Here is an 8,618-nt window from a genome sequence, read left to right as displayed (position 1 = left end):
CGGCTGGCGCACTACTATCCGGCCAATGGCGTGTACGCCTGGTTTCGCTATGACGACCAATCGCGGGTGATGGCGGTGATCAACAAGAACGAAAAGGCTACAGCGCTGGATTTTTCACGTTTTGCCGAACATATCGGAACCGCAACCCGGGCGCGCGATGTAATCGGCGGCCGCAGCATTGCGCTTGGGAGGAAATACCGTTTGCCCGGACGCTCGGTCCTGTTGCTGGAACTGGACTAGCCCTCAGCCACGGCGCAATGGCGCCGGATATAGTCCTGGTGTAGCGGCAGTTCCTGCACCGCCTTGTCGATAACCTCGCGAACTTGTCGCAAAAACTCCTGCAACTGATCGTCTGACAGCCGGTCGGCCAGCGGATGAAAGCCGCCTGGCCTGACATGCTGTCCGATCAGCACCTGTAGCCAGCCGACAACGGTAAACAACTCATCGGCTACGCGGAAAATGCGTCCACCGTCGCGAAACATATCCAGTTTCTGCTGCAAGGTGTCGGGTATTGCCATCTGGCTGCATTCGAGCCAGAACTCGCTGTCGGTTCGCTCGGTGGCGTAGTAATGAAGGATAAGAAAGTCCCTGACGCGCTCGTACTCGAAGATGGTTTCGCGGTTGTACTGGTCGATTTTTGCCGCAGCGAAATCACGGTCGGGGAAAAGGTCCAGCAACCGGCTCAGCCCGGACTGCACGAGATGAATACTGGTCGACTCCAGCGGCTCCATAAAACCGGCGGCAAGACCGAGCGCCAGGCAGTTGCGGTTCCAGAACTTTTTACGCCGCCCGGTAGCGAAGCTCAGCCGGTTCGGTTCGCCAATGCGTTTGCCGTCCAGGTTGGCCAGCAACATGGTTTCGGCCTGGTCATCATCAAGGTACTGGCTGCAGTAAACATGACCGTTGCCAATACGGTGCTGCAGCGGGATGCGCCATTGCCAGCCGGCACGGCGTGCGGTTGCCTGGGTATAGGGGCGCAGTGACTCGGTGCTGGCACTGGGCACGGCAATAGCGCGGTCGCACGGCAACCAGTGGGTCCATGATTCATAGCCCGTTTGCAGCGCCTCTTCGATCAGCAGGCCACGAAAACCGGAGCAGTCAATGAACAGGTCGCCGGCCACCTGCCGGCCGTCATCCAGCTCCAGCGCTTCGATATAACCGGTTTCGCCGTTGAGTCTGGCCCGGTTGATACGCCCTTCGGTACGCACCACGCCCAGCTGCTCGCTGTAACGGCGAAACAGCTGCGCCACCAGCGTTGCGTCGAAGTGCCAGGCATGAACAAGGCCGGCCATTCCGGTATCACCAAGGCTGCTGAGAGGCGCGAAGCGATTGGCAATCGCAGCCTGGTAGTTGAGCGAGTAGCGCCACAGGTCACCCGGCTCGGTGGTGCGGCCGCGCAGCCAGTACGGATAAAAATCGAGCATGCCCAGGCCACGGCCAATCGACCCGAAAGCATGCATGTAGGAATCCCCGACCCGTCCCCAGTCATTGAACTGGATACCCAGCTTGATGGTGCCGCGCGTGTTGCGAAGAAACTCGTTCTCATTGATTCCCAGGAGGTTAATCAGCAGGCGAATCTGCGGGATGGTCGCCTCACCCACACCGACGGTGCCGATCTGCTCCGATTCGACCAGCTCGATATCGAGCAGCGGCCCCATGGTTCGTGCCAGGACCGCAGCGGCCGTCCAGCCGGCAGTACCGCCGCCGGCAATCACTACTTTTTTTACGCGCTTGTCGACCGGCCTTACTCCAAAAAAGAAACCCCTGCCGCCCTCCCGGCGACAGGGGTCGGCTCAGCTTCCCCCATCAGTATTTGTACGATGCACCGAGCATGAACGAGCGTCCGTAGCGCTGGAAATCCCGCACCTGGCGCGGGTCATTATTTAGAAAAGTGCGGAATGGCTCGTCGCTCAGGTTATTGCCCTGTAGAAAGACGGACAGATTTGCCAGTGGCCCACTCGACCAGCTGTAGCCGATCTGCGCATCGACAATAGACTCCTCTTCGACCAGCGTCAGGTCGCGACCGGCACCGAAGCCCGATACCTCGCCAAGGAACTGCGAACGGTAACGACTGCTGACCCGGCTTGAGAATCCTCCGCGCTCATAGAACACGGTAATATTGCGTATATCTTCGGACAGTCCCGGCAGGGGCAACGACGGATCGTCCGGATCCTGGATGACGCTGCTGTCGTTTTTAGACGCGCTCATGAACACGCCGAGTCCGCGCAGTTTCGGCCAGAGCGAGTCGAAGTTATAAGTCAGTGCAAATTCAAGACCCTTGATATGACCGCCGGTGCCGTTATCCGGCTGCGACACGCGGCCGATATCGGTAAGCGTCACAAGGTCGCCGGTGGGGAAGTCCGAGAAGTCACCGGCCAGGTCCTGGTCAAAGATGTAACTGTCGAGCTGTTTGTAAAATGCAGCAATGGCAATGTAACCAAGGTCATCCGGAAAATACATCTCGAACGACAGATCGGCTGAGTCCGCCAGCCATGGATCAAGCAGCGGGTTGCCGCCGTTGGCGCTCCACGCCGAATCATCCAGATCATTGGGATTACAGTCACTGCCGTCGTCGGTCGGGTCGTTCGGATCGATGACACACGCCGCACGATCGTTGAACGTAACCACACCACTGGCGCGCAGCTCATCCATGCGTGGGCGCGCCAGCGTGCGTGCGGCGCCGAAACGCAGATACTTCTGGTCGCCAATCTCCCAGCTCAGGTTCAGACTGGGCAGTGTCAGCGTGTAGTCCTTACCCGCGGAAACCGGCAGCGTCAGCACGCCCTCGAGGAACCCCTGTGCATCGGGTACTGCACCAAATGCATTGGAACTCTGGTCGGTATGCACTACCTGTACACCAATGTTCCCGGTCAGCGGCACGCGGCCGCCCTGCGTGTCGATGTTCATCTGCACGTAGGCCAGGGTGACCTCCTCCTTGACTGACCAGCTCTTGATGACGACGTCGGAAAATGTATTACGCGACAGCGTGTACAGACCATCGTTAAATGCCTGCAGTGGATCGTAGCTGACCATGTTGCCAATACCGAGGAACGACAGGTCGGTAAACCCGTTCGTCGCCCCCAGCGGCGCCTCGAAGTCGCCATTGGCCAAACCCAGGTAAAACTCATCCGCGACCAGCGACTTGATACGCTCGTTGTAGTTCAGGCCAAACTCGATGCTGCTGAATGTGCCACCCGTGGAAAAACGTTCAGCACTCAGGGTGAAGTGACTGAGTTCGTCCTGGATACGCGGGTTGTTGGTGTAGCCAAGCTGGCCACCGTCGACGTTGTTGTTACCCCATCCGTGCGGGCTGGTCAGCCGAATGAGGTTCGGGTCGTCATAGTTGAGTTCCGAACTGAACACAGCGCTTTCACCATTGAGCACAAAGCTCAGGTTATCCAGCGGACCGCCGTCGCCATCCGGGGAGAACTCATCGGTTGCGCCGGTGCCCGAGTAGGTTTCCAGCAGCTGGTCGCGCCGCTCGACACTGGAGAAGCTGACATCGATGCCGGCGGTCCAGTTGTCGTTGATATCGTAATTGGCCTCCCAGCCAAACGCGCGCAGCTCAGCGTCGCGGAAATTGACGTCGTTGCGCACCACTCCCTTAACATCCATAAACGTGCCGCTGGTAACCACGCCGTTACTCACATTCCCGGGCACAAGGAAAGTATCGGCACCATCCTGTGCGTCGCCGAGAGGAAACTCGATACCACGCAGCAGCTGGGTTTCACTGAAATCTGAGGCGTAGATGTCCAGCGCAGTTGAGAAGCGGTCCGTGGGCTGCCATTCCATCACGGCGATCAGGCCGTCACGCTCCAGTTCGCTGGAACGCACAAAGGGCTTGGCGCCATTGATCACCAGGTCATCGTCGGCCAGGCCGTAGTCGGCGGGTGTCAGCCGTTCGCTGTCCGGATCGTTCGGGTCGGACAGCGGCAGCGTCGCATCTGCAAGATTTCGGTAGCCCCAGGCGTTGAAGCGTTTTTCCTGGCTGGGGTTGGTCATGTGGGCAAAACCGATCGCCAGGCCAAATTTGTCATCCGCAAACTGGTCGACATAGGAAAAGCTGAAACGCACGCCGTCGTCGGTAGAGCCGGCATTCAGCGCGTCCAGCTCATTCTGTTCATAGCGAATATTGCCGGCAATCGCCTGCTCGCCATACTCGAGCGGCCGAATCGTGCGCAGGTCGGCGGTGCCGGCCAGACCCTGGCCGATCAGCGAGGCGTCCGGTGTCTTATAGACAACGACGGAACTGAGCAACTCGGAAGGATACTGGTCGAACTCGACGCCGCGATTGTCGCCGGTGCTGACCTGCGGTCGGCCATTCAGCAGGGCAGTTGTGAAGTCCGGTGCCAATCCACGAACGCTGATGACCTGGCCGCGACCGTTGAGCCGCTGCGCCGCCAGCCCGGGTAGCCGCGCCAGCGACTCGGCGATGCTGACGTCGGGCAGCTTGCCGATTTCCTCGGCCGAGACTGCCTCGACGATAGAGGTTTCAGATGCCTTCAGGTCAATCGAGTTTTGCAGACTGCGGCGGAAACTGGTGACGACCACCTCTTCCAGCACTTTTGGCTGTTGTGCTTCTTCCTCTTCCTCGATGACGTCCTGCGCCTGTGCGCCAACCGCTGATGCCAGTGCCAGCGAAACGGCAGCCGACAGGCTGTTACGACCCCAATTGACCTTGTCTTTCATTGCAGTTGCCCCAAGTCGTTCTAATTACATGCAAGCATGATTTGTGCGGCGAAAATGGCGTTCAGGCGCACCACACCGGGTGGCCGGGCATGCTTTGCCCGCGGCTTGTTTTCCCCCGAAATAACATCCTGATTGTATCGCAAACAACATGCTGGCGGCCCTTTCTGCTACAGTGCTGCAATCGTATGCAACCGGTCGGGGCTGACAAGCTGGACGCCGGTTAAAAAAACAAACGCCGCTTTGTGCGGCGCATCATCAGTATGAAAAACCGCCCCACCTCCCGTGATATCGCCGATGCCGCAGGTGTCTCCCAGGCCACGGTATCGCGCGCACTGCGTGGCAGCCCGCTGGTACGCCCGGAAACCCGGCAGCGCATCCTCGAGGTGGCACGGAAACTCAATTACCGGGTCGATCGCAGCGCCGCCGGCCTGCGCACCGGCCAAAGCCGCACCCTGGCGCTGCTGCTGTTCGAAGACACCACGGCGGACAGCTCGCGGATCAACCCGTTTTTCCTTGCCCTGCTCGGCAGCATCACGCGGGCAGCGGCACGGCTCGACTACGACGTGCTGCTGTCATTCCAGCAGCTGAGCAAGGACTGGGCGGCCCGCTACGAGCTGAGCAATCGTGCCGACGGCCTGATCCTGCTGGGCTATGGCAATTACCTGCGCTTTGCCGAGCGGCTGCAATTGCTGCTCAACGCCGATGCTCATTTCATACTCTGGGGTCCGCTGGTGTCGTCGCAGCCGTGGCTATCGGTTGGCTGTGACAATAGTGGTGGCGGCCGAACAGCCGTCGAATACATGCTGCAGAAAGGCCGCACCAGAATCGCCTTCCTTGGCAATACCGACGACGACCATCCCGAATTCAAGGCACGCCATGACGGCTACTGCCAGGCGCTGCAGTCGGCCGGTATCGGGACAGCCGACGAACTGCAGGTTGATGCCGACAGCCAGCTGCAGTCAGGCGAAGCAGCGATACAGCAGTTGCTCGCGAGCGGCATTACTTTCGATGCCGTGTTTGCCGCCAGCGACCTGATTGCCATTGGGGCGCTGCGGGCATTGCGTGACGCAGGCCAAAGCGTGCCCGGTGATGTGAGCGTAATGGGTTTCGACGATATACCCGCTGCAGCCTATGCCCGTCCCGCAATCACGACGGTGCGCCAGGACACGGCACGGGCCGGCCAGTTGCTGGTGGAAAAACTGGTTGCGCGGATTGAAGAGCGGCCGGTCGAGTCAGAGCTGCTGCCGACCGAGCTGGTGCTGCGGGAGAGCGCCTAGCGTGTCAGGACACGGTAAGACCACGGCGCCAGTTCGAATGCCTGGTCGACGCTGACACGCTCGCTGCTGAAGTAATCCCGGTAAGTCTCAGCCGGAAGATCCAACGTTACCGACTGGCTCGCAGCGGAAAAATTAAACAGCGCCACAACGCTGTCCGACTCGTTGCGACGGACAAAGCTGTACACCGCCTGCGGACTGCTGTTGGCCACTTGCGTCATTGGCGCGCCGTACCAGCCATGCCATAACGCGGTGTTGTCCTCGAGCAGGGCAAACAACTGCCGGTAAAGTTCGCCGATCGGGTGCTCGCGCCAGGCAATCGGGTCGCGTTCAAAAAACTCCAGCCGTTTTGTGTTGCCGGCCTCCTGCCCGTTGTACAGCAGTGGCATCCCCTCGCCCACCACCGACAGCACGATGGCCGCTTCCAGTGCATCACCAAACAGTTCGAACTGCGTCCCTTCCCAGGTGTTCTTGTCGTGATTACTGACAAAGGTCATACGCCACGCGTCATAGGGCCAGATGTTTTCGTGCCCGAAATACCAGCCACGTATTGCACCGGCATCCGCATCGCCCCTGGCCACCTGGTGCAGCATCGAATTCCAGCTCCAGGCGTAGGTGGCGTCGAACGCCGCGCCATGCATGTCACGGCTTTCCCACTCGGCCAGCATGAAAACGGGCTTGATGGCATCGAGGCGGCGGCGCACGGTGTTCCAGAAGTCCAGCGGCACGTAGCCGGCAACGTCGCAGCGGTAGCCGTCTATACCGACATCGCGCACCCAGAACTCCAGCGCTGCGGTCATGTAGCGACGCAGTCCCGGGTGGCTGTAGTCCAGGTCGGCAATATCGGTCCAGTCGGTTCCGGTGGTGTGGGTAATCTCGCCATTCGCATCGCGCGTATACCACTCCGGGTGCTCGACTATCATCGGGTTGTCCCAGGCCGTGTGGTTGGCTACCCAGTCGATAATCACGTACATCCCCAGCCGGTGGGCGGTGTCTACAAAACTGCGGAAATCATCCAGCGTGCCGAATTCCGGGTTGACCGCAAAGTAATCGCGCACCGCATAGGGACTGCCGAGCGAGCCCTTGCGCTTTTTCTCGCCGATCGGATGGATCGGCATAAGCCAGATGATATCGGCGCCGAGTTTGGCAATTCGTGGCAGCTGGGCCTCGGCCGCGGCAAACGACCCTTCAGACGTGAACTGCCGGGTATTGATCTGGTAGATGGCCGCATTGCGCGCCCAGGCCGGGTGCTCCACGGTGACATAGGGCCGCGGCTGGAACACGCCTTCCCGCGTCAGCGATGAATCGGGCTGCGTGGCACAACCGGTCAGCCCCAGCAGCAGCAACAGGATGGCGAGCCTCACTGTGCTGCCCCGGTTGTCGCCATACTTGGGCGCACCGCTTTTGCCTGCAGCGTGGCGAGCTCCGCTGCCAGCAGCTCATCAGTATTCGGCCCGTCCAGCAGTAACACGCGAACCCCGTGCGCCGGCACCGCAAGCTCGATTACCGGCTGCTCCAGGGAAACGACTAATTCTTCACCAGACATGGCATCACGCCAGGTGCCGGTACTTAACCATTTGTTCACACGAATTTTCTCCGCCGAGTCACCTTTGTTCAGCAGCACCAGCGCAGTCTGCGTAACACCATCATTCTGATAAATCCGAAAGAAAACGGCGCGATCATCACGCAATTCAAGATTGGCCTGCAGGCCACGCTGCAGTGCCGGCGACTGGCGGCGAACGTCTGCAATCTGTTCCAGCGCAGCACGCACCGGGTGAGAGCGGGCATGGGCGATACTGTCGACACCGAAATAATCGCGATTGCCACCGTGTTCGGCAGCACCAGGGCGGAACATCGATTCCGAGCCATAGTAGATAACCGGTATGCCACGACTGGTGAACAACCAGTTATGCGCGTCGATAAAACCGTTTTCATCGGCATCCATGCGCGGCATGTCATGGTTGTCGTAAAAGGTCATCAACTCGTAAGGGTTGTGGTAAATGCCGTCGGTCAGGTGCAGATAGCCTGCCAGCCGGGCAAAACTGCTGTCAGCGTCGGTGAATACTTCACTGATCAGTTTCTGGCCCGGAAAATCAAGCACGCTGATGCCACCGTTCTGCGGCCATGTGTGTTCGGCCACCCGCGCCGCGTTGAACTCGAAGCTTTCGCTGAACATGAAAAAGCCGGGGTGCCTTTCACGAATACGGTCACTGAATCTCTTCCAGTAGTCGTGCGGCATGTGTTTGATGGTATCGATACGAAATGCAGCGGCACCCTGCCCGATGCGTTGCGAATAGGCTTCAACAAAGTAGTCGAGTACGTCGGGGTTGTTCTCATCGATGTTGGACAACTGCGCCAGGTCCGGCTCACGATGAAACCAGGCGTGCAGCGAATTGTTCTCATCGAGATCTTCAGGCGCCAGGTTCTGGTGATCGGCCACCAGTTCGCCCGCTGCATTGTAAATCTCACCATACCCGGGTTGGTCCTGCGGCATGGTGTAAGACGGTGAGCCATGATTGCAGACGATGTCGAGCACGGTTTTCAGACCATGCTGCGACCGCAGTTGCTCCGTAAGCTGCGGGAAATCCAGTCCGTCCGACACGAGGTGCTCGTCAGTTTCGAAAAAATTGACCCCCCAGTAACCGTGGTAGCCGG

At 59.5% G+C, this 8,618-nt stretch carries 6 protein-coding genes; 2 read left to right on the top strand and 4 right to left on the bottom strand.

The window, feature by feature from the left end:
- Nucleotides 1-240, top strand: a 240-nt coding sequence (locus tag HKN06_11760) for an alpha-amylase (GenBank protein ID NNF61988.1), incomplete at its 5' end; no start/stop codon positions are given.
- Here HKN06_11760 and HKN06_11755 read toward each other — a convergent pair.
- Nucleotides 237-1,715 (bottom strand): tryptophan 7-halogenase, encoded by a 1,479-nt coding sequence (locus HKN06_11755; GenBank protein NNF61987.1) that lies wholly within the window; start codon nt 1,713-1,715, stop codon nt 237-239. The genes HKN06_11760 and HKN06_11755 overlap by 4 nt on opposite strands.
- 91 nt (nt 1,716-1,806) lie before the next feature.
- On the bottom strand, nt 1,807-4,689 hold the full coding sequence (locus HKN06_11750; protein NNF61986.1) for a TonB-dependent receptor: 2,883 nt from the start codon (nt 4,687-4,689) through the stop codon (nt 1,807-1,809).
- Nucleotides 4,690-4,943: 254 nt separating this feature from the next.
- Between HKN06_11750 and HKN06_11745 the strand changes: the two genes are divergently transcribed.
- The gene (locus HKN06_11745; GenBank protein NNF61985.1) at nt 4,944-5,966 is read left to right on the top strand and encodes a LacI family DNA-binding transcriptional regulator; all 1,023 of its coding nucleotides are present in this window, start codon (nt 4,944-4,946) and stop codon (nt 5,964-5,966) included.
- On the opposite strand, the gene HKN06_11740 is transcribed toward HKN06_11745, so the two are convergent.
- Together HKN06_11740 and HKN06_11735 are read right to left on the bottom strand one after the other, a co-directional pair.
- On the bottom strand, nt 5,963-7,261 hold the full coding sequence (locus tag HKN06_11740; GenBank protein NNF61984.1) for an alpha-amylase: 1,299 nt from the start codon (nt 7,259-7,261) through the stop codon (nt 5,963-5,965). The genes HKN06_11745 and HKN06_11740 overlap by 4 nt on opposite strands.
- A 62-nt stretch (nt 7,262-7,323) precedes the next feature.
- The coding region (locus HKN06_11735) for a cyclomaltodextrin glucanotransferase (GenBank protein NNF61983.1) at nt 7,324-8,618 on the bottom strand (1,295 nt) is incomplete at its 5' end.

The sequence above is a fragment of the Gammaproteobacteria bacterium genome (assembly GCA_013003425.1).
Classification (GTDB): domain Bacteria; phylum Pseudomonadota; class Gammaproteobacteria; order Steroidobacterales; family JABDKV01; genus JABDJB01.
Note: the sequence above shows the minus strand (reverse complement) of the source record. Positions and strands in the feature narration are given on the sequence as shown.